We start from the raw sequence: 22422 nt of genomic DNA, 5'->3' as shown, positions 1-22422 counted from the left end.
CCGCGATCCCGCCCGCGCGCGCCGACAGCGCGTGCGCGGCGGTGGGCAGCGAACGAGGTGGCCAGCGTGCCGGGGACGCTGTCGCGATGGCGTCGCGACAGCGGGCGCTCATGCGGCGTTGCCGGGCCGGTAGCGCGCGACGAAGGCGTTGGGCGGCAACTGCGCGGCGTCGCCGCCAGCGTTCTCCGCGTGCACGGTGCTGCCGGGCAGGTCCAGCGCCACCGACGCATCGCCGAAGTTGGCTGCCACGTGCCATTCGCCGTCGCCCAGGCGCCAGCCCGCCGCGATCGCCTTCGGACCGATCACCCGTGCCCCCAGCGCGCTGGACTGGGCGAGGGCGGGCACCAGGTGCTGGCGGCGCAAGGCCATCAACGCGGCGAACCAGTCGCGCCAGCGCGCACCGTCGCCGTGGGTGGCGTCGCTGATGTCGGCGATGGACGCCTGGAAGGTGCCCGGTGCGTTGGGATCGGGAATGGTGGCGCGCTGTTCCGGGTCGGCGAAGGCGGCGAAGTGCGCGAACTCGCGGCGGCGGCCCTCGCGCACCGCCTCGTCCAGCGGCGGCGCGAAATCGGTGAAGAACTGGAACGGGGTCCGGCTGCCCCACGGCTCGCCCATGAAGAACAGCGGGATCATCGGGGTCAGCGCGGTCAGCGCCAGCGCCGCGCGCAGCGCCGGTTCGCTCACCTGGGTGATCAGCCGGTCGCCGCGCGCGCGGTTGCCGATCTGGTCGTGGTTCTGCGCAAAGATCACGAACTTGTGCGGCGGCAGGTGGCCGCTGGGCTCGCCGCGCGCGTGGCCGCGGTGGTCGGCCTGTCCCTGGAAGGCGAAGCCTTCGCCGAGCACCCGCGCCAGGTGCTGCGCCGGCGCGTCGGCAAAGCCGGCGTAGTAGCCCTCGTGTTCGCCGGTCAGCAGCACGTGCAGGCTGTTGTGGAAGTCATCGTCCCACTGCGCGCTGTAGCCGCGTTCCAGCACGTCGGCCTGGTTGGCCTCGTTCTCCAGCACCAGGTGCACGTGGCGCCCGTCGGCGACGCTGGCCATGATCGCCTCGCGCAGGGTGTCGAGGAAGGCGTTGGGCACGATCGCGTGCACCGCATCCAGGCGCAGGCCGTCGAAGTGGTATTCGTGCAGCCACATCAGCGCGTTGTCGATGAAGTAGCGCTGCACCGGCGGCAGGCGGAAATCGATCGCCGCGCCCCACGGCGTGGGCGCGTCCTCGCGGAAGAAGGTCGAGGCGTACTGGCCCAGGTAATTGCCGTCCGGACCGAAGTGGTTGTAGACCACGTCCAGGAACACGCTCAGGCCCAGGCCGTGGGCTTCGTCGATCAGTGCCTTGAGTTCGTCGGGATGGCCGTATGCCGAGGCCGGCGCGTACGGCAGCACGCCGTCGTAGCCCCAGTTGTGGCGGCCGGGGAATTCGGCCAGCGGCATCAGTTCGATCGCGGTCACGCCGAGCGCGGCCAGCGTCGGCAACTGCGCGCGCAGCCCGGCGTAGCCGCCGCAGGTGCCCACGTGCAGCTCGTAGAACACGGTCTCGGCCCAGGGCCGGCCGCGCCAGTCGCCGTGGCGCCAGGCATGGCCGTCGGTGGCCAGCACCGCGCTGGGGCCATGCACACCGTCGGGCTGCCAGCGCGAGGCCGGGTCCGGCACCGGCGTGCCGCCGTCGATGGCATAGCGGTAGCGGGTGCCGGGCGCGCAGGCGAGGGTGGCGGCGAAGTAGCCGTCGCCGATCGCCTCTAGCGGCTGCCGCCGATCGTCGCCGAACACCAGCTCCACGCGCTCGGCATCCGGCGCCCACAGCGCGAAGGCGACCTCGCCGTTGGCGCCTGGCCAGGCGCCGGGGCGCAGGACCGCGCGCGGGGCGGCGGAGGAATCGGTCGAGACAGCGGTGGTGGCCATGGTCAAAGGTCCGGTTGCAGCCAAAGGGTGGACAGCGGCGGCAGCGTCAGCGCCAACGCCTGCGCATGCCCGTGCATCGGCTGCGGCAGGGTCGACAGCACGCCGCCGTTGCCCTGGTTGGAGCCGCCGTAGTAGCCGCTGTCGCTGTTGAGAAGCTCGCGCCAGCGTCCGCTACGCGGCACCCCCACGCGGTAGTCGTGGTGTACGTTCGGCGTGAAGTTGCTGACCGCCAGCAACGGTGGCGCGTCGCCGTCGCGGTCGTGGCGGACGAAGGCGAAGACGCTGTTGCGGTGGTCGTCGGCGATGCTCCATTCGAAGCCGTCGCTGCTGCGGTCGCTGCGGTACAGCGCCGGCAGCGCACGCAACTGCCGGTTGAGGTCGGCGACCAGCCGGGCAATGCCGCGGTGCTCGGGCTGCTGCGCCTGCGCCCAGTCCAGCGGCCGGTCGTGGTCCCAGTCCTGCCATTGCCCGAACTCGCAGCCCATGAACAGCAACTTGCGCCCGGGATGCGCCCACATGAAGGCCAGGTAGGCGCGCAGGTTGGCGAAGCGTTGCCAGGCGTCGCCGGGCATGCGCGCCAGCAGCGAGCCCTTGCCGCGCGCCACCTCGTCGTGCGACAGCGGCAGCACGAAGTGCTCGGAGAACGCATACACCAGGCCGAAGCTCATCTCGCTGTGGTGGTGTTGCCGGTACAGCGGATCGCGCTGCAGGTAGCGCAGCGTGTCGTGCGCCCAGCCCATGTTCCACTTGTGGCTGAAGCCCAGCCCGCCCTGCTGCGTGGGCGCGGTGGCGCCCGGCCAGGCGGTGGATTCCTCGGCGATGGTGCGCACGCCGGGGAAGCGCTGCGCGATCTCGTCGTTGAGCCGGCGCAGGAAGGCGATCGCCTCCAGGTTCTCGCGGCCGCCGTGGGCGTTGGGGATCCACTCGCCGGCGTTGCGGCCGTAGTCGCGGTACAGCATCGCCGCCACCGCATCCACGCGCAGGCCGTCGACGTGGAAGCGCTCGATCCACTCCAGCGCGCTGCCGATCAGGTAGGCCACCACTTCCGGGCGGCCGTAGTTGTAGACCAGCGTATTCCACTCGCGATGCACGCCTTCGCGCGGGTCGGCATGTTCGTACAAGGCGCTGCCGTCGAAGCGCTGCAGGCCGTGCGCATCGTCGGGGAAGTGCGCGCCGACCCAGTCCAGCAGCACGCCGATGCCGGCCTGGTGGCAGGCATCGACGAAGCGCGCGAAGCCCTCGGCGTCGCCATGGCGCGCGGTGGGCGCGTACAGGCCCAGCGGCTGGTAGCCCCAGGAGCCGCCGAACGGATACTCGGCGATCGGCAGCAGTTCGATGTGGGTGAAGCCGAGCCCGCGCACGTAGGGAATCAGTTCCGCGGCCAGCGCGTCCCAGTGCAGCGGCTGGCCGTGGCGGTCGTGGCGCCAGGAGCCGGCGTGCAGTTCGTAGATACTCAGCGGCTGCGCGCTGCCGGCCTGGGCCTCGCGTTGCGCCAGCCAGGCCGCATCGCTCCAGACGTGGCTGTCGGCGTACGGCACCACCGAGGCGGTGGACGGCGCCGGCGCGCTGCCGCGCGCCACCGGATCGGCCTTGCGCGGCAGCACGCTGCCGTCGGCGGCCTGCAGCTCGTATTGATAATGCTCGCCGCCGTGCAGCCCGGGCACGAACAGTTCCCAGACCCCGGCCTCGGGATGCGGGCGCAGCGGATGCCGGCGCGCGTCCCAGCCGTTGAAGTCGCCGACCAGCGCCACGCGCCTGGCCTGCGGCGCCCACACCGCGAAGCGCACACCCTCGACCTCGCCGACGCGGGCGTGATGGGCGCCCAGTGCGGTACGCAGCGCGGCGCCGTCGCCGGCGGCCAGGTCCTGCAACCAGGCCGGATCGAGCAGCGGCCCGAAGGCATAGGGGTCGTCGCATTCCTGCACCGCGTCCGGCCACACGATGCGCAGCCGGTAGGGCATGGGCTGCTTCAGTTCGCCTTCGAACAGGCCGTCGGCCTGCGGGTGGGCGCGCATTCGCGCGATCAGCTTGCCCTGCGCGTCGAGCAGGCCCAGCGCCTCGGCGCCGTGCGCCAGCACGCGCACCTGCACTGTGCCGTCGGCCTGTGGATGCGGCCCCAGCCAGGCAAAGGCGTCGACGGCCTCGCCGCGGACCAGCGCCTGCAGCGCAAGGCCGTCGCCGTCGTCTTCTGTGTCCGCCGCCGGGTCCCGGCCGGAGGCCGGGTCCACGGCGTGTTCCCGATCGCTCATGCGCTCGCCAATGCGCTCGCGCTGGCCGCGGCGGTGGTCGCCTGCAGCGGCACGCCGCCAGCTGCCGGCTGCGCTCCGGCGGTGCGCTCGTACAGCGCCATGTACTTGCGGCCGGCCAGTTCCCAGCCGCTGGGCCGCAGCATCGCCGCGCGGCGCATCGCCTGCAGCAGGCCCGGCAGGCGGAAGGTGCGGAACACCCGCTGCAGGCAACGGCGCAGGCCGTCGGCCGAGGCTTCCTCGAACAGGAAGCCGGTGACGCCGTCGTCCACGGTGTCGATCAGGCCGCCGGTGGCGTGGGCGATCGGCAGGCTGCCGAAACGCTGCGCGTACATCTGGCTGAGGCCGCATGGCTCGAAGCGCGAGGGCATCAGCAGGAAGTCGGAGCCGGCGAACATGCGCCGCGCCAGCCGCTCCTCGAAGCCGATGTGCGCGCCGACGTGGCCGGGATAGCGCCGTGCCAGCGCCGCCACCGCCTGTTCGATCTGCGGCTCGCCGCCGCCGATGATCACGATCTGGCCGCCGGCGGCGACGATCTGCGGCGCCACCTCGCAGATCAGGTCCAGGCCCTTCTGGTGCACCAGCCGCGAGACCACCGCGAACAGCGGGCCATCGCTGTCGAGCAGGCCGAACGCCTGGCGCACCTGCGCCGCGTTCTCGCGCTTGCCCTGGATCTGGCCGACGCCAAAGTGGGCCGGCAGGTGCGCGTCGGTGCGCGGATCCCAGCTGGCGTCGATGCCGTTGACGATGCCGCTCAGGCGGCCGCTGGCGGCGCGCCGCGCCAGCAGCGCGTCCAGGCCGCAGCCCTGCGCCGGGCCGGTGATCTGCGCGGCATAGCTGACGCTGACCGTGTTGACGTGGTCGGCGTGGACGATGCCCGCGCGCAGGAACGACATCTGCCCGTAGAACTCCAGGTCCTGCAGGCCCTCGGCGGGGATGCCCAGGGCGCCGGCCATGGCGTACGGGAACAGGCCCTGGTAGGCCAGGTTGTGGATGGTCAGCAGGCACGGCGTGCGGCCGCCGGACCAGCGCACGTAGGCGGCGGCCAGCGCGCACGGCCAGTCGTTCAGGTGCAGCAGCTCCGGCGTCCAGTCCAGCCCGGCCTGGCCGCCAGCGATCTGCGCGGCAGCGTGGGACAGGGTGGCGAAGCGCAGCGCGTTGTCTTCCCAGTCGCGGCCTTCGCTGGACACGTAGGGCGAACCCTGGCGCTCGAACAGCTGCGGGCACAGCAGCACGTAGACGCACAGGCCGTCCGGGCGCTCGGCCCGGCCCAGCGCGCAATCCGGCAGTCCCGCGTGCGCGGCGATGCGGCCGACGATCTCCAGCGGGCCGGTCGTGCGCAGGACCGCCGGATACCCGGGAATCAGCACGCGGATGTCGCAGCTGCCGCGCAAAGCGCGCGGCAGGGCTGCGGCGACGTCGCCCAGGCCACCAGCCTTCACGAAATCGGCCATTTCCGAGGTCACGAACAGGCTGGTGCGGCGCGGCGCCGGGTTCAGCTTGACGGTCACCTCGGCATTGCGCACGAAGCGGCCGCGCGCATCGCGGTAGCGGCGGCGCGGCGCGTGCAGCACCGGATGGGTATCGCGTTGTCTCTCGGTCAGGTCGGCGGGGGTGGGGGGCGACATGGCGGTTCCGTCTGGGAAGGGGGAGGACGGGGCACACGGAAAGCGACTGCCGCCGCGCGTCCTGGCGGGCGCGCGACGTGAAGCAAGGAAAGAGGCACAGCAGCGTCGAAACGGGACAGCGATGTTGCAATGCGATAATGCAGGAGCAAAGTACGAATGGCGCGATAAAAGAGGCGTGAAGTGCGCGCTTGTCTACGGCGAAATGAAGAACGCGGCGCATAGTCGATGTCGCCGAACGGCAGATGCCGCAAGCGCTGGATCGCGGCATCGGCGCCTATGAATCGTTTAGCTTCCAGTGCCGCCCGTGTGTCGTGCTTCGGTGCGACCGGGGGTCACCTCCGTTGTGCGAGCTTCATGCGATCTATGGTGCAGTGTGCTCATGACAGTCCTGAAACCGCAGATGCGCCGCGAGCTGGACGGCTTCGTCCTCGACGCCTTGCTGCGTCCGTGCGCCGACGGCGTGCTCGAACCGCAGATCCGGATCACCGGTGACGACGGGGTGGTGCGCGGCCGGCACGCGTTCGACGGGGTGTACTTCCGCGATGCGCACGCCGGCGCCTATTTCGTCGCCGAGCGCCTGGCGGCGATCCGTTCGGCGCGGTACGGAAAGCTGGTGTTCGCCTGATCCGCACGCCGGGCTTGTGCTGCGTGCGTCGCGGCCAAGTACACTGGCAAGCGTTCCGCTCAGTGTTCGGTCTGCAGCCGGTCCAACGCCGCCAGCAAATCGGTGCGGCGATACGGCTTGGGCAGGAAGCCGGTCCGCGCCGGCAGCATCCCCGGCTCGGGCATATGCATGCCGGAGGTCAGCAAGGCGGGAGTGGCGACGCCGCGGCGGCGCAATTGGCGCACCATGCTCAGGCCGTCGCAGCGGGGCATCTGCACGTCGCTGAAGATCAGCGCCACGTCGGGGTGCCGTGCCAGCACCTCCAGCGCCTCCTGCGCGGTCGCCGCCGACAGGACCCGGTAGCCGTCGGCAGCGAGCATGGCGGCGGCCAATTCCCGGATCGTCTGGTCGTCCTCCACCAGAAGAATGGCGGTGGAGACGGATGTCGCGCGCATAATGCCGTTATCGCCCCGTGATTCATCCCTGTCAGATTCACGATTCGGCAGTGAAGCGCTGGTGACGTCCTGTGAATCCCGATATTCTCGACCTTACTTACTGCGAGACGCAGCTTGACCACGCACGCCCACTATCGGCAGATCGTCGAGCTCTCCCACGACTGCATCAAGGAAGTCGGTCGCGACGGGATCGTGCGCTCGATCAATCCCCACGGCCTTGTGCTGCTCGGGGTGTCCGACCCCGCCGACATCGTTGGCCACCCTTGGGCAGAGCTCTGGCCCGAGGACATGCGTTCGCTCACCCAGGCCGCCTTCGCCGCGGCGCTGGATAACGAGCAGCGTGAATTCTGGGCCGAACGCCCGTCGCTGGATGGACGGCGGCGCTGGTGGCACGTGATGGTCAGTCCGCAGGCCAACGCCTCGGCGCGGGTCGAGAGCGTGCTGGTGATCAGCCGCGACGTGACCCAGCAGTACCAGGTCGAACAGGCCCTGCGCGCGCTGGGCGATCTGGCGCCGGTCGATGCCGAGGAGGTGCCGCTGGGAGCGGCCGATGCCGCCGCGCTGGGCCGCCACTGGCAGGCCGAGCAGTCGCAGTTGCGCGGGCAACTGGACATCGCCCTGGCCGCGCAGCGCGTGGCCGAGCGTGCGATGACCCAGGCGCAGAAGGGCGAGGCGGTCGGGCAGATGCTGGCCGGCGTGGTGCACGACTTCAACAACATGCTGCATACCGCGATGACCTCGGTGAGCATGGTGGCCGACCACCCGCAGCGCCTGCAGCCGGACCAGCGCCGCCTGCTCGGCATCGCCAGCGAGGCGTTGCAGCATGGCGCGGGCATGACCCGGCGCCTGCTCGGTTTCGCCCGCGCGCATCCGGTCAAGCCGGCCTGGCTGGATCTGAACGCGTTGGTGACGCACATGCAGCCGCTGCTGGCGCAGGCGCTGGGCGGCGAGATGCGCCTGCAACTGCTTGCATGCACCGAGGTGGCGACGACCTATGCCGACCGCAGCGCGGTCGAGCAGGCGGTGATGAACCTGGCCCTGAACGCGCGCGACGCCAGTCGCCCCGGCGACGTGGTGACGATCCGCTGCGGTGCGCTGGAGGTGCCGCCCTCGCGTGCGGCGGCGATGCGCCAGCCCGGCCGCTACGTGACCCTGGCGGTCGGCGACCAGGGCGAAGGCATGTCCGAGGAGGTCAAGTCGCGCCTGTTCGAGGCGTACTTCACCACCAAGCCCGAGGGCAAGGGTACCGGCCTGGGGTTGGCGCAGGTCTACGGCCTGGTGCGCCAGGCGGGTGGCTTCGTCGACGTGGAATCGGAACTTGGCCGCGGCACCACCATCACCCTGGCGTTTCCGTTCGTGGCGCAGCCGCCTGGCGACGAGGGCGATGACGAGGGCGCGCCAGGGGCGCCGCCGACGACGGCTGGCTAACCCCATTACCCTGCCGCACGCGCCGGCAGCCGCTCGCTGACGTGCACCGCAAACGCCTCGCGCAGCAGCCGCAACGCCCGTTGCTGGCGCCCGCCGTCCAGCGCCGCGCAACACGAGGGCGGCACCTGCACCTGGAAATCGCGCATGCGCGCATCGATCGCGGTGGCCAGCACGCAGGCATCGGTGGCGATGCCGGTGACCAGCAGGTGGGTGGTCTGCAGCCGCGCCAGCAGCAGCGACAGGGCCGAGCCGAGGAAGGCGGAGTGCTTGGGCTTGAGCACGTAGTAGTCCTGCGGGCGCGGCGCCAGGCAGGCGGCGATGCGCGCGCCGCGCTGCTTCGGGTCGGCGCACAACGTCCACAGGCCTTCGAAATCGGTGCGCCAGTCGGCGAAGTTGTCGTTGGCGAACAGCACCGGCCAGCCGCGGCGATGGAAGCGTCCACGGACCTGGGCGATGCGCTCGGCCACCGGCAGCGCCGCAGCGGCCAGGCGCGCGCCGCCGGGGAAATCGAAGCGGCTGATCATGTCCACGATCAGCAACGCCGGTTGGCCGGGCTGCGTCGGTGCCGGCGCGGCCGTCGATGGCCGTTGCGGGTCGTCAGGGGTGTCAGTGCGTCGCCGGGCCGGGTGCCGCATGCGCCGATCCTCCATTGCCGGACAGGGCTTCATGGTCGGCGCGCGCGGTGAAACCAGGGTGAGCGCGAGTGAAGGCGTGGCTGAACGGACGGGCGGGCAGCGCCGCCACGGCGCCAATGGCCGCCTTCGCGAAAGCTTACTATTTAAGGTTTACATTGACGGGCGTCTTTGCCCGTCGACAGGAGAGCACGTGGTAGCAACTGGCGTACATGACAAGGCGCGCGTGGCCGCAGCGGCATTCGCCGCGCAGGCCGCCCGCGGCACTTCCCGATGGCGCTGCGGCGCCGGATGCGATCGGCGGATCGCATGAGCGCGGTCGCCCCCACACTGGCCGTGCCCGTCGATCCGCCCCTGGATGCCGGCCAGGCGGTTCTGCCGCCCGAAGCGCCGCTGGACATGCCGCTGCAGTCGCTGCAGGAAGGCAAGCTGCGCAACAAGCGCCTGCCCAGCACCCCGATGGGAATCGGCTGGCGACGCTTCTACGTGTTCGGCACCACCGCGGCGATGACCGCCTACGCCAGCTGGCTGATCTGCAAGGTGCTGCTGATCGGCGGCGTGAGCGTGCTCGAAGCCTGCCTGATGGTGCTGTTCATCCCGTTGTTCGCCTGGATCGCGCTGTCCTTCGTCAGCGCCCTCGCCGGATTCTTCACCTTGGTGTTCGGCAAGGGCCGCAAGCTCGGCATCGACCCCGACGCGCCGCTGCCGGTCGTGCGCAACCGCACTGCGCTGCTGATGCCCACCTACAACGAGGACCCGCACCGGCTGATGGCCGGCCTGCAGGCGATCTACGAATCGGTGGAGGCCACCGGCCAGATCGAGCGCTTCGATTTCTTCATTCTCAGCGACACCACGCGCACGGCGATCGGCGCGGAGGAAGAAAAGGTGTACGCCGAGCTGGTGGAGCGCGTCGGCGGCCATGGCCGCCTGTTCTACCGGCGCCGCGCCAGCAATGCCGGGCGCAAGGCCGGCAATATCGCCGACTGGGTGCGCCGCTTCGGCGGTGCCTATCCGCAGATGCTGATCCTGGACGCCGACAGCCTGATGACCGGCGACAGCATCGTGCGACTGGCCGCCGGCATGGAGGCCAACCCCGATGTCGGCCTGATCCAGACCCTGCCGGAAGTGGTCAACGGCAACACGCTGTTCGCGCGCATGCAGCAGTTCGGCGGCCGCGTCTACGGCCCGGTGATCGCGTTCGGCGTGGCCTGGTGGCACGGTTCGGAAAGCAACTACTGGGGCCACAACGCGATGATCCGCACCGAGGCCTTCGCCGCGCAGGCCGGCTTGCCGTCGCTGCCCGGGCGCAAGCCGTTCTGCGGCCACGTGCTCAGCCACGATTTCGTCGAGGCGGCGCTGATGCGCCGCGGCGGCTGGGCCATGCACATGGTGCCGTACCTGCAGGGCAGCTACGAGGAAGGCCCGCCGACGCTGACCGACCTGCTGGTGCGCGACCGCCGCTGGTGCCAGGGCAACCTGCAGCACTCCAAGGTGGTGCGCGCGCGCGGCCTGCACTGGGTCAGCCGCATGCACATGCTGATCGGCATCGGCCATTACTTCACCGCGCCGATGTGGGGCATGCTGATGCTGATCGGCATCGCCATTCCGCTGCAGAACGGCGGGTTCGACCTGGTCGCCTCGGTGATCTCGCCGTTCTCGCCGGCGCGCTACTGGCACCAGCAGGATTCCACGCGGGTGGCCTGGGTGTTCGCGGTGACCATGTTCGTGCTGCTGGCGCCCAAGGTGATGGGCTACTTCGCGATGCTGCTCAAGCCCGGCGAACGCCGTGGCTGCGGTGGCGGGGTGCGCGCCTTCGTGAGCATGCTGCTGGAAACGCTGCTGGCCGCGCTGATGGCGCCGGTGGTGATGTACGTGCAGTCGCGTGGCGTGGCCGAGGTGCTGGCCGGCAAGGACTCGGGCTGGGACGCGCAGCAGCGCGACGACGGCCGCATTTCGTGGTCGGCGCTGTTGCGCAGCTACGGCGGACTGAGCGCGTTCGGCCTGTTGATGGGCGGCATGGCCTACGCCGTGTCGCCGTCGCTGGCGGCATGGATGGCGCCGGTGGTGATCGGCATGGCGCTGGCGGTGCCGGTGGTGGCGATCAGCTCCTCGCGCGCCGCCGGCCTGTGGCTGCGCAAGTTGCGCATCCTCGCCATTCCCGAAGAGTCGCAGCCGCCGGCGGTGCTACTGCGCGCCGCCGAACTGCGTCGCGAGGCGGCCGCACGCCGGGCCGAGGCCGAGGCGCAGGCCGCGGGCTGAGGCCGGCATACTATCCGGCCTCATTCATCGGGAACCGACATGCTGGAGACAGTGGAACACGAGACCGGCGCCGCGCCGACCTGGACCGTCCTGTGGCTGCACGGCCTGGGCGCCGACGGCAACGACTTCGCGCCGCTGGTGCCGGAGCTGGTGCGGCCGCACTGGCCGGCCATACGTTTCGTGTTCCCGCACGCCCCGGTGCGGCCGGTGACGATCAACAACGGCGTGCGCATGCGCGCCTGGTACGACATCGTCAGCATGGATTTCTCCAATCGCGCCGACAGCGCCGGCGTCGCCGAATCGGTGGCCCAGGTCGAGGCGCTGATCGCGCGCGAGGACGCGCGCGGCGTGCCGGCCGAGCGCCTGCTGCTGGCCGGCTTTTCCCAGGGTGGGGCCATCACCCTGGCCGCCGGCCTGCGCCGCGAGCGGCCGCTGGCCGGCCTGATCGGCCTGTCCACCTATCTGCCGGAACTGGAGAGCGTGGCCCGCTGGCACGCCCCGGCGGCCCTGCGGCAACCGCTGTTCATGGCCCACGGCCAGGGCGATCCGGTGATCCCGCAGCCCTACGCCGAGCGCACCGCGCAGACCCTGCAGGCGCTGGGCATGCCGGTGCAGTGGCGACGCTACCCGATGGCGCATCAGGTCTGCGCCGAGGAAATCGCCGACCTGGGCGACTGGATGGACGCCTGCGTCACCGGCAACTGAGGACGCCGGCCGCGTGGCGGCGTGGTGCGATACCCGTGGCGGGCGCCCTGAACCGGGGCTAGTATCGGCCGCAGCGCACGCCAGTCGAGTGAGGGAGACCTGGGTGAAGGTGCTGATCGCCGACGACGAACCCCTGGCGCGCGAACGCCTGCGCACGCTGCTGGCCGCGCATGCCGGCGTGGAAGTGGTAGCCGAAGCCGACAACGGCATGGACGCGCTGCACGCCTGCGCCGCGGCGCGACCGGACCTGGTGCTGCTGGACATCGCCATGCCTGGGCTCGACGGCCTGGAGGCCGCACGCCACCTGGCCACCTTCGAGCCACGCCCGGCGGTGGTGTTCTGCACCGCCTACGACGCGCATGCGCTGTCGGCGTTCGAGGCGGCGGCGATCGACTACCTGATGAAGCCGGTGCGCGCCGAGCGCCTGGCCGCGGCCCTGCAGCGCGCCCGCACCTTCATGGCCGGCCGCGTCAACGGCGATGCCGCCGCGCCAGCGCCGCAGCGGCGCACCCACTTGTGCGCGCGCCTGCGCGGCAGCCTGCGGCTGATCCCGGTCGACGACATCCACTACCTGCAGGCCGAGGAAAAGTACGTGGTGGTGCACCACGCCCGCGGCGAGGACCTGATCGAGGAATCGCTGCGCGCGCTGGAGGAGGAATTCGCCGAACGCTTCGTGCGCATCCACCGCAACTGCCTGGTCGCGCGCCACGAACTGGTGGAACTGCGCCGGCTCGGCGAAGGCCAGGTACAGGCGGTGCTGCGCCATGGCAAGCAGCCGCTGGAGGTCAGCCGGCGCTGCGTGGCGCAGCTGCGCAAGGAGATCCACCAGCGCTGATGCCGCCCGGACCGCGCGCGTGCAGCGGCGGACCGCGGCTTTCCGCGATAATGCGCGCATGAAGATCCTGCGCATCGCTACCCGCAAGAGCCCGCTCGCCCTGTGGCAGAGCGAGCATGTCGCCGACTGCCTGCGCCGCGCGCACCCGCACCTGGACGTGGTGCTGGTGCCGATGAGCACCCGCGGCGACGAAGTCCTGGACCGCTCGCTGGCGGCGATCGGCGGCAAGGGCCTGTTCCTGAAGGAGCTGGAGCTGGCGATGCTGCGTGGCGAGGCCGATTGCGCGGTGCATTCGCTCAAGGACGTGCCGATGGACCTGGACCGGCCGTTCGTGCTGCCGGCGATCCTGCCGCGCGCCGATCCGGCCGATGCGCTGATCTCCAACCTCTACGCCTCGCTGGACGCGCTGCCGCTGGGCGCGCGCGTCGGCACCTCCTCGCTGCGGCGGCAGGCGCAACTGCGCGCGCGGCGCCCGGACCTGGAACTGCTGGATCTGCGCGGCAACGTCAACACGCGCCTGGCCAAGCTCGACAACGGCGGCTACGACGGCATCGTGCTGGCCTGCGCCGGCCTGCAGCGGCTGGGCCTGGAGGGGCGCATCACCCAGCGCCTGCAGGCGCCGGACTGGTTGCCGGCGCCCGCGCAGGGCGCGATCGCGGTGGAATGCCGCGAGGACGCCAGCGCCGCGCTGGCGCTGTTCGCCGCGCTGGACGACGCGCCGACCCGTCGCTGCGTGGAGGCGGAGCGGGCGATGAACCGCGCCCTGCACGGCAGCTGTCACGTGCCGGTGGCGGCATTTGCGCAATGGCGCGGCGAGGACCTGCTGCTGCAGGGCCTGGTCGGCGGCGTCGCCGACGGGCGCCTGGTGCGCGCGGAGCTGCAGCGCAGCGCCCAGGATCCGGAGGCGCTGGGCCAGGCCGTGGCCGAGGCCCTGCTCGGCGCCGGCGCGCGCGAACTGCTGGATGTCGATCTGCCGGCCTGAGGGCGCCCCGCCCCGCGCAATCGCCCGTAGGAGCGGCTTCGGCCGCGATGGGCGTTACCGGGAAGGCCTGTCGCGGCTGAAGCCGCTCCTACGCGCGCTGCAAGCCAGCGAGCACCGTCGGCAGGTTGTTGAGGCCCCAATGCTCGACATAGCGGCCGTTCTCGACCCGGACGATGTCGATCACCTCGATGCTGACCGTCTTTCCCGTCGGCTCCACCCCGAACAGCGTCCCGGTGTGCCTGCCCGACACGGTCTTGCGGGTCGTCACCTTGTCGCCCTCGGCGACCTGGTCGTGGATCGTCACCGTCAATCCGGCCAGCGCGGGCCGGAGAATGTCATGGAAGGTGCTCCACATGCTCTCGCTTCCTGCAGGAGCGCCGGGCGGAGCGGAGCGATTGACGAACCCCGGCGCCATCAGCGCCTCGAATGCGGCGCGATCACCGCCTTCGATCACCTCTTTGTTGAAGCGGCGAACCACTGTCTTTGGATCGGATACGGTCATCACAGCCTCCGTTTCGGACACCGCGATACAGCGGTACTGGGCATCCTAACGGTCGCGGGGGCGGCGCTGCTTCCCGACGGCGCATCCTTCAAAAGGACGCGACCGGTGAACTCCACATTGGGCAAGGGTGTTCACATGTCCTGCAGGGCTGGCAGATCGAGTAACGGACCGTCACGCCTTGCGGAATGGGCGAAACCGCGCGGCGACCGGCACCGCCCTTTCGCCGAACCAGGCATCCCTGCCTCTACCAATCCCCAATCCCGACTCCCGAATCCCGCTCACTTGAACTTGTAGACCAGGTTCATCGTGGCCAGGGTATCGGTCTTCTTCTTGTCGTCGCTGACGTCGCTGTTGTAGCGCGCCTGCCAGCCGGCCTTCAGCGCCAGGCGCTCGTTCATGCTGACCGAGATGCCCAGGTCGTTCTGCGCGAAGGTGTTGTACGCGCCGGATTCGACCAGCAGGGTGTTGCCCAGTTCGGTATTGCTGGTCAGGCCGTACTTGAAGTCGACCAGGCCGCGGCCGATCAGGCCGGTCTCGGTGCGGTTCTCGACCACGTCGTGGGCGCGGCGCACGCCGGGACCGATCTGCACGTCGATGCTGCGGCGGTCGCCGTCCATGATCCGGGTGCCGTAGCCGATGCCGATCGTCGCCAGGCGGTCGTAGGTGGCGAAGTCGTCGCGCTCGTAGCGCAGCGAGGCGGTCAGCTGGCGGTGCTCGCCGAGCTGCAGCGCGCTGCCGGCGCTGCCGGTGTAGCGGTTGGAGGTGGTCTGGCGCTTGCGCGTGGTGGTGCCGTCGGGATTGGTGTCGACGTACTCGGCGCTGGCGTGCAGGGCGAGCAGGTCCAGGCTGTGGATCCAGTCGCCGTCCACGTACTGTCCCTTCAGGCGGCCGTTGAGGCTTTCGTTGCTGCTGTTGCCGTGCGAGGACGCGAAGCCCAGTTCGCCTGATCCGCTCCACGGCGAACTGGCCGGGTCCGTGGCTGTCGGTGAGGTGGCGACGTCGGCGGCCCAGGCCGGGGACGTGCTCAGCAGCAACATGGCGATGGCGGATACGAGGGTGGCGCGGCGGGACATGGCTTCTCCGGGAATGAGGACGCAGCCTTCGGCTAACGAAATGGAAACGATTTCATCATACCGGATCCACATGACACCCTGGCCGGCCGGGGACGCCGGCTTCATCGGCGGTTCGGGCGCTACGTCGGCCGCCATGCCGGCAGGCGTTTTCCGCCCGCGACTCAGACATAATCGGGACCATGGACCGCTACGAACGCATCAACGCACTGCACCGCCTGCTCAAGTCCGCGCGCTACCCGGTGACGGTGGCGCGGCTGCAGGACGAACTGGGCTGCTCCCGCGCCACCGTCTACCGCGATCTGGCCTTCCTGCGCGATGCGCTGATGGCGCCGGTGGAGGGCGACGGCGAGGCCGGCTTCCGCTACGAATCCGGCGAGAGCGACCGTTTCGAGCTGCCGGGCCTGTGGCTGAGTTCGGAGGAGCTGCACGCGCTGCTGGCCTCGCAGCAACTGCTGGCGCGCACCGGGGGCGGGGTGCTGTCCTCGGTGCTGGCGCCGCTGCAGCAGCGCATCGAAAGCCTTCTCGCCGCCCAGGCCGGGGCGACCCACTGGCCGGTGGAGCGGGTGCGGGTGATCCCGCATCGCGGCCGCAAGCTCGACGAAGCCAGTTTCCGCACCGTCGCCTCGGCGGTGCTGGAGCGCAAGCGCCTGTCCTTCGACTACCGCGCCCGCTCCACCGACGAATCGACCAAGCGCACGGTGTCGCCGCAGCGCATCACCCACTACCGCGACAATTGGTACCTGGACGCCTGGGACCATGGCCGCGACGCGGTGCGCAGCTTCGCCGTGGACCGCATCAACCATGCGCGCCTGCTCGACCAGCCGGCGCAGGACGTGGCCGACGCCGAGCTGGATTCGCAGCTGGCGGCCAGCTACGGCATCTTCTCGGGTGCGCCCAAAGGTTGGGCCACCATTGTGTTCAGCCCCAAGGCCGCGCGCTGGGTCGCCGACGAGCATTGGCATTCCAAGCAGCAGGGCCGGTTCCTGGCCGATGGCCGCTACGAACTGAAGGTGCCCTACAGCGTCTCGCGCGAACTGCTGATGGACGTGCTGCACTACGGCTCCGATGCGGAGATCGTGGAGCCGCGCTCGCTGCGCGAGCAGGCCAAGGCGCTGCTGTCGCTGGCATTGAGCAACTACAGCGACGATTGAGGCGCCGCTGCGCGCGGCGCGATGGCCCGTGCAGGAATGGCTTCATCTGCGACCGGCGCGGCCGACAGGGCGCGTCGCGGCTGAAGCCGCTCCTACGGGGAAATTGGCGTCGCCGCCGAGGCGTGCACTGGTGCGGGAGGCAGTCGCTTGTCGCGCAACGCAGCAGCCGCCGTCGTAGGCGCGGCTTCAGCCGCGATCGTGGCATTGCCGCACCATGCCTATTGCATCCTGGAGGTCTCCCCTACGCCGCATCCAGCGGCGCGCCGCCGCCCAGGATCACGCCGATGTTGCGCTCGATCCAGTCCACCAGCGCGTGCACGTGGGCCGCGGCTTCCGCGCCGAGCGGGGTCAGGTCGTACTCCACGTGCGGCGGCACCACCGGATAGGCGGTGCGCTGCACCAGGCCATCGGCCTCCAGCGCCTGCAGGGTCTGCGACAGCATCTTCTCGCTGACGCCTTCCAGGCTGCGGCGCAGGTCGCCGAAGCGATGGGTGCCCTTGCGCAACGCCACCAGCACCAGCACGCCCCAGCGGCTGGTGACGTGGCTCAACACGGCGCGGGAAGGGCAGTTCTGCGCGAACACCTGGCCGCGCAGCAGGCTTGCGTCCGCGCAACTGCGCGGCGCTTCGTCGAGAGGTTCGGAGAGGACGCTGGCCACGCGATGCACCTGTCTGTGGGGGAGGGCGCTGCCGATCATACGGGCCGCGGCGGGCGCTTCGCTGAGCGAAGGATGATCATGGTGACGGTGCAGGCCACGCCGGTGCGATGGCGCGGCGGGCTCGGGCGTGCCGGAGTGCGTCGGCGCGGCGCGGTTGCGTGCGTGCGGCGCGTTGCCCGACTCTGGCGGCTGCCTCAGGGCTTGTTCGGCACTTCGAAGCCGAGTTTGCCGACCTGGTCGCGGCGCTGCGCCACGCGCTTGAGCTTGTCGATGTTGACCCCGTACTGGTGGTCCAGCTTGTCGACCAGTTCGCGGTACTGCTTGTGGCTCATGTCCGGCGAGCGTGCGAACACCCAGGCCAGGTCGCGGCCGGGGTAGTCGATCAGCGCCCAGGAATAGTCCGGCGCCACTTCCAGGATGCGGTACTTGGTGGGCACCATCCTGAAGAACCAGGTGGTCCAGCGGCGGTTGCCGGTGCCTTCCTTGACCGTGGCGCGCGAGTTGAGCTCCTTGACCGGCTCGTCGAAGCCGTTGCGGTACTCGTAGCGCACCGCGATCTTGCCGTCGTCCTTGAGGGTGTACTCGTCGCTGCTGGCGACGTGGCCGCGCTCGGCAAAGTAGGGGATGTGGGCGATCACATACCAGCGGCCCATGAAGCGCTGCAGGTCGATCGGCGGCTGCGCCGGCTCCTGTTCCGGATCCGGCGCCTTGGCGCGGGCCGTCGGCAATGGGACGGCCATGCCCAGCAGCAGCACGGAAGCGAACAGGGAAAGCAGGCGCATAGGAGATTCCGGGGCGAAGGGCGAACGCCGGTGAAGTATGCGCGTGCGCCATGTCAATGATGCGTCGCAGCCCCTGAGATGTCCCGGCGGCACCCTGCGCGCCTCGACTTCCAGGAGCTGCCGTCATGCCGATCGTTCCGTCCTCCCCGCGCCGCCACGTCCCGCACCCCGGCCTGCGTCGCCTGCTGCGCCAGGCGATCCTGGCCGGGCTGGCCCTGGTTCTGGTGTGGCCGGCTGCGCGCGGCCACAGCGAATGGCTGGGCTGGCGGCCGCTGTGGCTGCTGGGCATGCCGCTGAGCGCCTGGTGGGCCCTGCACCGGTTTCCGTTGCCGCCGCTGCGCCGCCTGTGGGGGCAGTGGCGGGCCCGGCCGCGGGCGCAGGCGCGGCGGCGTGGGCCGGCGGCGCGCGCGGCGCGTCCTGCCTGACCTTCGGCAGGGGAGGGTGGCGAGGACCGCATGCTAGGGTGCGGCGCTGTCCTTCCCGGATCCGAACCAATGTCCCCACTCGCACATGCCTGCCTGCTCGCCGGCCTGCTCACCGCCGGCACCGCCGCGGCCAAGGAAACCGCGATGCCCCAAGATCCCTATGCCTGGCTCGAAGACGTCACCGGCACCAAGGCGCTGGACTGGGTCAAGGCGCAGAACGCCAAGACCGAGGCGCGGCTGACCGAGACCCCGGCGTTCAAGGCCCGCGAGACCGGCATCCGCGAGGTGCTGGATTCTGACGCCAAGATCCCGGCCGTGCAGAAGATCGGCCCGTACTACTACAACCTGTGGAAGGACCGTGCGCACGAGCGCGGCCTGTGGCGTCGCACCACGCTCGAGGAATACCGCAAGCCCGAGCCGAAGTGGGAGACGGTGCTGGACCTGGACGCGCTGAACAAGGCCGAGGGCGAGAACTGGGTGTGGCACGGCGCCAACTGCCTGCGCCCGGACTACACGCGCTGCCTGATCGCGTTGTCGCGCGGCGGCGCCGACGCCGACGTGACCCGCGAGTTCGACCTGGGCAGCAAGCAGTGGATCAAGGACGGCTTCTTCCGTCCCGAGGCCAAGGGCGGGCTGAGCTGGATCGATGCCGACACCGTCTACCTGTACACCGACTTCGGCCCCGGCTCGCTGACCAGCTCCGGCTACCCGCGCATCGTCAAGCAGTGGAAGCGCGGCACCCCGATGAGCAGCGCCACGCTGGTCTACGAGGGCAAGCCGGACGACATGTACATCGCCGCGATGCACGACGACACGCCCGGCTACGAGCGCGATTTCGTCAGCCGCACGCTGGCCTTCTACAACGACGAGATGTACCTGCGCGGCGCCGATGGCCGCCTGACCAAGATCGACGTGCCCAATTCGGCCAACAAGGGCGTGCACCGCCAGTGGCTGACCCTGGAACTGCGCGATCCGTGGACGGTGGGCGGCACGACCTACCCGGCCGGTGCGCTGCTGGCGACCAGGTTCGACGACTTCATGGCCGGCAAGCGCGACTTCCAGGTGCTGTTCACGCCGACCGAGACCGCCTCGCTGGCGTCCTTCGCCTGGACCAAGTCGCGGCTGGTGCTGAACGTGCTCGACGACGTCAAGAGCCGGCTGTGGGTACTGACCCCGGGCGAAGGCGAGTGGGCGCGCACGGCGTTCCCGGTCGGCGACCTGGCCTTCGGCAGCACCAGCGTCGATGCCGTCGATGCCGACGAGAACGACCAGGTGTGGCTGACCTCCACCGACTTCCTGACCCCGACCACGCTGATGCTGGCCGACGTGCAGCGCGGGCCGAAGAGCATCGAGACGCTGAAGGCGATGCCGAGCTTCTTCGACGCGTCCAAGGACGAGATCGAGCAGCACTTCGCCGTGTCCAAGGATGGCACCAAGGTGCCGTACTTCCTGGTCCGGCCCAAGCAGCTCAAGGCCGACGGCAGCGCGCCGACCCTGCTGTACGCCTACGGCGGCTTCGAGATCTCGATGACCCCGTTCTACTCCGGCAGCCTGGGCCGCGCCTGGCTCGACCAGGGCGGCGTGTACGCGCTGGCCAACATCCGCGGCGGCGGCGAGTACGGCCCGCGCTGGCACCAGGCGGCGCTGAAGCAGAACCGGCACAAGGCCTACGAGGACATGGCGGCGGTGGCGCAGGACCTGGTCGCGCGCAAGATCACCTCGGCCAAGCACCTGGGCGTGCAGGGCGGCAGCAACGGCGGGCTGATGGCCGGCAACATGCTGATGCAGTACCCGCAGCTGTTCGGCGCGGTGGTGGTGCAGGTGCCTCTGCTGGACATGAAGCGCTACAGCCACCTGCTGGCCGGCGCCTCGTGGATGGCCGAGTACGGCAACCCGGACACCGACGACTGGAAGTTCATCCAGACCTTCTCGCCGTACCACCTGTTCGACCCGAAGAAGACCTATCCGCCGGTGATCTTCCTGACCTCCACCCGCGACGACCGCGTGCATCCGGGCCATGCGCGGAAGATGGCGGCGAAGATGATCGACGCCGGCAAGGACGTGACCTACTACGAGAACATCGAAGGCGGTCATGGCGGTGCAGCCAACAATGCGCAAGCTGCGCACATGCAGGCGCTGGCGTACAGCTTCCTGTGGGAGCGGTTGTCCAAGTGAGTGGTGCGGTCCGCGTCCCGGCTGGGGCGCGGACCATCTCCTGGCCTGGCGCGCCATCCAATGAGCGGTCGAGCCTGCGCGCAATGCATCGCGTTGCGTCACGATCGCGCCGGCATTGTCCGCGTTCTCAACGTGATCTCAGGCCGTCGCCGCAGCGGGTGCTCAGGCCCCGTCGGCCAACGACTTGACCAGGGTCAGCGAACGGACTTCATAACCCAGTTCTTCGTAAACGTGCAGTGCGTGGGTGTTGAAGGCCCAGACATTCAGGCGCATTTCGACACCGCCGCGCAGCGCCACCCACGCGTGCGCACGCTGCATCAGCGCCGGGCCGATCCCCTGGCCGCGATGGCGTTGGGTGATGCCCACGCTGCCCACCCGGCCGAAGCGCATGGGCTGCAGCAGTGATGCGATTCCGACACCATGCCGACCGTGACGAAACCGACGAGGACGCCCTGCGCTTCGGCGACGATGGTGGTGGCATTGTCCTGGCCGATGCTGCGCTTCCAGTGCGCCACGTCGCGGTCCGCATCACCCGGGCCGGCGAAGATGTGGGGAAACGCGTCATGGTGGACAGCGTTCACTTCCTCGCCGAGCGCGCAGATGGCAGCCAGATCGGATTCGATGGCTTCGCGACAGATGAGCAAGGCTGGCTTCACTCGCGTTTCCCCCGCCGCTGGTCGCCTCAGCGCGCCCAGCGCTCCAGCCCGCGCGCGATCCGCGCCACCGCTTCCTGCAGCCGCGGCAGGCTCTGGGTGTAGGCGATGCGCACGTGCTGGCGAGCGCGGTGGCGGCCGAAATCCACACCTGGGGTGAACGCGACGTGCTCGGTCTCCAGGAAGTGCGCGCAGAAGGCCTGCGCGTCGTCGGTGAAATCCGACACGTCGGCGTACAGGTAGAACGCGCCCTCCGGTTCGACGTCGATGCGGAAGCCGAGCGCACGCAGCGCCGGTAGCAGGTAGTCGCGGCGCTGGGCGAACTCGGCGCGGCGCGCTTCCAGGATCTGCAGTGTTTCCGGCAGGAAGCAGGCCAGCGCCGCGTGCTGGGCGATGCTGGGCGCGCTGATGTACAGGTTCTGCGCCAGCTTCTCCAGCGACGGCACTGCCGCGCGCGGCGCCACCAGCCAGCCCAGGCGCCAGCCGGTCATGCCGAAGTACTTGGAAAAACTGTTGAGCACGTAGGCGTCGTCGTCGACCTCCAGCACGCTGGGTGCGTCGATGCCGTAGCTCAGGCCATGGTAGATCTCGTCCACCACCAGGTGCCCGCCGCGGGCGTGCAGCGTCTGCGACAGTGCGGCCAGTTCGGCGCGCGACAGCACGGTGCCGGTGGGGTTGGCCGGCGAGGCCACCAGCGCGCCGACGCTGTCGGCGTTCCAGTGCCGCTGCAGCAGCTCCGGGGTCAACTGGTAGCGGCTGTCCGGGCCGACCGGCACCAGCTGCGCGGCGCCTTCGACCAGGCGCAGGAAATGGCGATTGCACGGGTAGCCGGGGTCGGCCATCAGCCAGTGGCGGCCGGGATCGACCAGCAGCGCGCTGGCCAGCAGCAGCGCGCCGGAGCCGCCGGGGGTGATCAGGATGCGCGCCGGGTCCAGGTCGACGTCGTGGCGCTGCCGGTAGAAGTCCGCCAGCGCCTGGCGCAGGGCCGGCAGGCCGCGCGCAGCGGTGTAGCGGGTATGGCCGGCAGCCAGCGCGGCCTGGCCGGCGGCGACGATCGGCGCGGCGGTGGTGAAGTCCGGCTCGCCGATTTCCAGGTGGATCACGTCGTGGCCGGCGTGTTCCAGTTCGTTGGCGCGGGCCAGCAAGGCCATCACATGGAAGGGTTCGATCTCGCGGCTGCGCTGGCTGTAGCCGGACGCGGCGGGCGAGGCGCTGAGGGTGTCGCCGGGAAGGGAAGCCATGCCGCCGATGATAGAGGAGCGTGCTTTCGTGCGTGTTAGCGATGTCGGGCGGGTTGCGAAACGGCGGCGCCGTGCCGCATCGCACCCATGCC

Annotated in this window: 21 protein-coding genes; 10 read left to right on the top strand and 11 right to left on the bottom strand. The window is 70.3% G+C overall.

The features are described 5' to 3' along the window. Nucleotides 1–108: 108 nt before the first annotated feature. The 3 genes from treZ to glgA form a co-directional block, all read right to left on the bottom strand. Nucleotides 109–1896: a malto-oligosyltrehalose trehalohydrolase gene (gene treZ / locus RAB71_RS18040; RefSeq protein ID WP_010341056.1), complete on the bottom strand. Its 1788-nt coding sequence runs from the start codon at nt 1894–1896 to the stop codon at nt 109–111. Nucleotides 1897–1898: 2 nt separating this feature from the next. Beyond that, nucleotides 1899–4061, bottom strand: a complete 2163-nt coding sequence (glgB, locus tag RAB71_RS18035; RefSeq protein ID WP_316685579.1) for a 1,4-alpha-glucan branching protein GlgB — start codon at nt 4059–4061, stop codon at nt 1899–1901. An 80-nt stretch (nt 4062–4141) separates the two neighbouring features. Continuing rightward, nucleotides 4142–5770 (bottom strand): glycogen synthase GlgA, encoded by a 1629-nt coding sequence (gene glgA / locus RAB71_RS18030; protein WP_010341058.1) that lies wholly within the window; start codon nt 5768–5770, stop codon nt 4142–4144. Between the two features lie 379 nt (nt 5771–6149). Here glgA and RAB71_RS18025 point away from each other — a divergent pair, with 379 nt between their 5' ends. Beyond that, complete coding sequence (locus RAB71_RS18025; protein WP_019802396.1) at nt 6150–6395, top strand: hypothetical protein; 246 nt, start codon at nt 6150–6152, stop codon at nt 6393–6395. A gap of 59 nt (nt 6396–6454) precedes the next feature. Here the strand turns inward: RAB71_RS18025 and RAB71_RS18020 are convergent, their stop codons facing one another. Further along, complete coding sequence (locus RAB71_RS18020; RefSeq protein ID WP_010341060.1) at nt 6455–6829, bottom strand: response regulator; 375 nt, start codon at nt 6827–6829, stop codon at nt 6455–6457. A gap of 114 nt (nt 6830–6943) precedes the next feature. Here RAB71_RS18020 and RAB71_RS18015 point away from each other — a divergent pair, with 114 nt between their 5' ends. Next, entirely contained in the window at nt 6944–8257 is a 1314-nt protein-coding gene (locus RAB71_RS18015; RefSeq protein WP_010341061.1) for a nitrogen regulation protein NR(II), read from the top strand. A 5-nt stretch (nt 8258–8262) separates the two neighbouring features. On the opposite strand, the gene RAB71_RS18010 is transcribed toward RAB71_RS18015, so the two are convergent. Next, entirely contained in the window at nt 8263–8892 is a 630-nt protein-coding gene (locus RAB71_RS18010) for a cysteine hydrolase family protein (RefSeq protein WP_234006603.1), read from the bottom strand. Between the two features lie 306 nt (nt 8893–9198). Here RAB71_RS18010 and mdoH point away from each other — a divergent pair, with 306 nt between their 5' ends. From mdoH to hemC, 4 genes are all read left to right on the top strand, one after another. After that, entirely contained in the window at nt 9199–11148 is a 1950-nt protein-coding gene (gene mdoH, locus RAB71_RS18005; RefSeq protein WP_040901005.1) for a glucans biosynthesis glucosyltransferase MdoH, read from the top strand. Nucleotides 11149–11187: 39 nt separating this feature from the next. Beyond that, complete coding sequence (locus RAB71_RS18000; protein ID WP_010341064.1) at nt 11188–11853, top strand: alpha/beta hydrolase; 666 nt, start codon at nt 11188–11190, stop codon at nt 11851–11853. An 88-nt stretch (nt 11854–11941) separates the two neighbouring features. Then, nucleotides 11942–12688, top strand: coding sequence for a LytTR family DNA-binding domain-containing protein (locus RAB71_RS17995; protein ID WP_010341065.1), 747 nt, complete (start codon nt 11942–11944; stop codon nt 12686–12688). Nucleotides 12689–12746: 58 nt separating this feature from the next. Further along, a complete protein-coding gene (hemC, locus tag RAB71_RS17990; protein WP_010341066.1) occupies nt 12747–13670 on the top strand; it encodes a hydroxymethylbilane synthase in 924 nt (307 codons plus the stop codon). A gap of 88 nt (nt 13671–13758) precedes the next feature. Here hemC and RAB71_RS17985 read toward each other — a convergent pair whose 3' ends face one another. Continuing rightward, on the bottom strand, nt 13759–14172 hold the full coding sequence (locus RAB71_RS17985; protein WP_029561845.1) for an ester cyclase: 414 nt from the start codon (nt 14170–14172) through the stop codon (nt 13759–13761). Between the two features lie 278 nt (nt 14173–14450). Beyond that, complete coding sequence (locus RAB71_RS17980; RefSeq protein WP_010341068.1) at nt 14451–15245, bottom strand: YdiY family protein; 795 nt, start codon at nt 15243–15245, stop codon at nt 14451–14453. 179 nt (nt 15246–15424) lie between these two features. On the opposite strand from RAB71_RS17980, the gene RAB71_RS17975 reads away from it, so the two are divergent. Then, nucleotides 15425–16396, top strand: a complete 972-nt coding sequence (locus tag RAB71_RS17975; protein ID WP_010341069.1) for a YafY family protein — start codon at nt 15425–15427, stop codon at nt 16394–16396. Between the two features lie 241 nt (nt 16397–16637). Here the strand turns inward: RAB71_RS17975 and RAB71_RS17970 are convergent, their stop codons facing one another. Together RAB71_RS17970 and RAB71_RS17965 are read right to left on the bottom strand one after the other, a co-directional pair. Beyond that, nucleotides 16638–17054 carry a helix-turn-helix domain-containing protein gene (locus tag RAB71_RS17970; protein WP_029561846.1) on the bottom strand — a complete coding sequence of 139 codons (417 nt, stop codon included), beginning with the start codon at nt 17052–17054 and terminating at the stop codon, nt 16638–16640. A gap of 194 nt (nt 17055–17248) precedes the next feature. Beyond that, nucleotides 17249–17794, bottom strand: coding sequence for a lipocalin family protein (locus RAB71_RS17965; protein WP_234006666.1), 546 nt, complete (start codon nt 17792–17794; stop codon nt 17249–17251). A 167-nt stretch (nt 17795–17961) separates the two neighbouring features. Here RAB71_RS17965 and RAB71_RS17960 point away from each other — a divergent pair, with 167 nt between their 5' ends. Together RAB71_RS17960 and RAB71_RS17955 are read left to right on the top strand one after the other, a co-directional pair. Further along, nucleotides 17962–18261 carry a hypothetical protein gene (locus RAB71_RS17960; RefSeq protein ID WP_104609526.1) on the top strand — a complete coding sequence of 100 codons (300 nt, stop codon included), beginning with the start codon at nt 17962–17964 and terminating at the stop codon, nt 18259–18261. A 69-nt stretch (nt 18262–18330) separates the two neighbouring features. Beyond that, nucleotides 18331–20436, top strand: coding sequence for a prolyl oligopeptidase family protein (locus RAB71_RS17955; protein WP_010341221.1), 2106 nt, complete (start codon nt 18331–18333; stop codon nt 20434–20436). Nucleotides 20437–20598: 162 nt separating this feature from the next. Here the strand turns inward: RAB71_RS17955 and RAB71_RS17950 are convergent, their stop codons facing one another. Next, a complete protein-coding gene (locus RAB71_RS17950) occupies nt 20599–20826 on the bottom strand; it encodes an N-acetyltransferase (protein WP_010341222.1) in 228 nt (75 codons plus the stop codon). A 14-nt stretch (nt 20827–20840) separates the two neighbouring features. Between RAB71_RS17950 and RAB71_RS17945 the strand changes: the two genes are divergently transcribed. Beyond that, on the top strand, nt 20841–21194 hold the full coding sequence (locus tag RAB71_RS17945; RefSeq protein WP_234006602.1) for a hypothetical protein: 354 nt from the start codon (nt 20841–20843) through the stop codon (nt 21192–21194). Here the strand turns inward: RAB71_RS17945 and RAB71_RS17940 are convergent. Continuing rightward, complete coding sequence (locus tag RAB71_RS17940; protein ID WP_010341223.1) at nt 21119–22330, bottom strand: pyridoxal phosphate-dependent aminotransferase; 1212 nt, start codon at nt 22328–22330, stop codon at nt 21119–21121. The two genes, RAB71_RS17945 and RAB71_RS17940, sit on opposite strands and share 76 nt — an antisense overlap. Nucleotides 22331–22422 lie beyond the last annotated feature (92 nt).

Origin of the sequence: Xanthomonas sacchari (assembly GCF_040529065.1) — a bacterium.
In the GTDB taxonomy this organism is placed as follows: Bacteria; Pseudomonadota; Gammaproteobacteria; order Xanthomonadales; family Xanthomonadaceae; genus Xanthomonas_A; species Xanthomonas_A sacchari.
Note: the sequence above shows the minus strand (reverse complement) of the source record. Positions and strands in the feature narration are given on the sequence as shown.